Origin of the sequence: Novosphingobium beihaiense, from assembly GCF_022832375.1 — a bacterium.
Taxonomy (GTDB): domain Bacteria; phylum Pseudomonadota; class Alphaproteobacteria; order Sphingomonadales; family Sphingomonadaceae; genus Novosphingobium; species Novosphingobium beihaiensis.
This window is the reverse complement of record NZ_JALHLG010000103.1, coordinates 1-515: the sequence shown is the minus strand read 5'-3', so window position 1 is coordinate 515 and position 515 is coordinate 1. Positions and strand designations below refer to the sequence as shown.

1 pseudogene is annotated in these 515 nt (G+C 60.8%); it reads right to left on the bottom strand.

The window, feature by feature from the left end:
* Positions 1-515 (bottom strand): annotated as a pseudogene (locus MTR66_RS21125) (IS5 family transposase); the annotation flags it as partial.

The following is a 515-nucleotide window of genomic DNA, read 5'->3' as shown; positions in this document are numbered from 1 at the left end:
GCCGATCTGGGCAATAATGGCGCGCAAGGCATTGCTGTCATAGGCTTTGTCGGCCAGCACGGCATCGCCTGCCTGTCCTTCGAGTAGGGCGGGAACCTGCGTAACGTCGCCCACTTGGCCTGCGGTGACAATGAAGCGCAGCGGTCGGCCCAGCGCATCGGCGAGCATGTGGATTTTGGTGGTCAGTCCACCTCGGGATCGCCCCAACGCCTGATCCTTTGCCCCCCTTTTCCACTCGCCGCCTGCTGGTGGGCTCGGATAATGGTACTGTCGAGCATCAGATATTTGTTGTCCCGGCCGGAGGTCAATGCGTCGAATACCTGCTCCCATACCCCGGCATGGCACCAGCGGCTGAAGCGGCGATGCACCGTCTTCCAATTGCCGTAGCGCTCGGGCAGGTCACACCAATGCGCACCAGACCGAAGAACACAAAGACATCCGTTCACAAACAATCGGTTATCCGATCCACTCCGTCCCGGATCGCTCGCCTTGCCGGGCAGTAATGGCGCAACCCT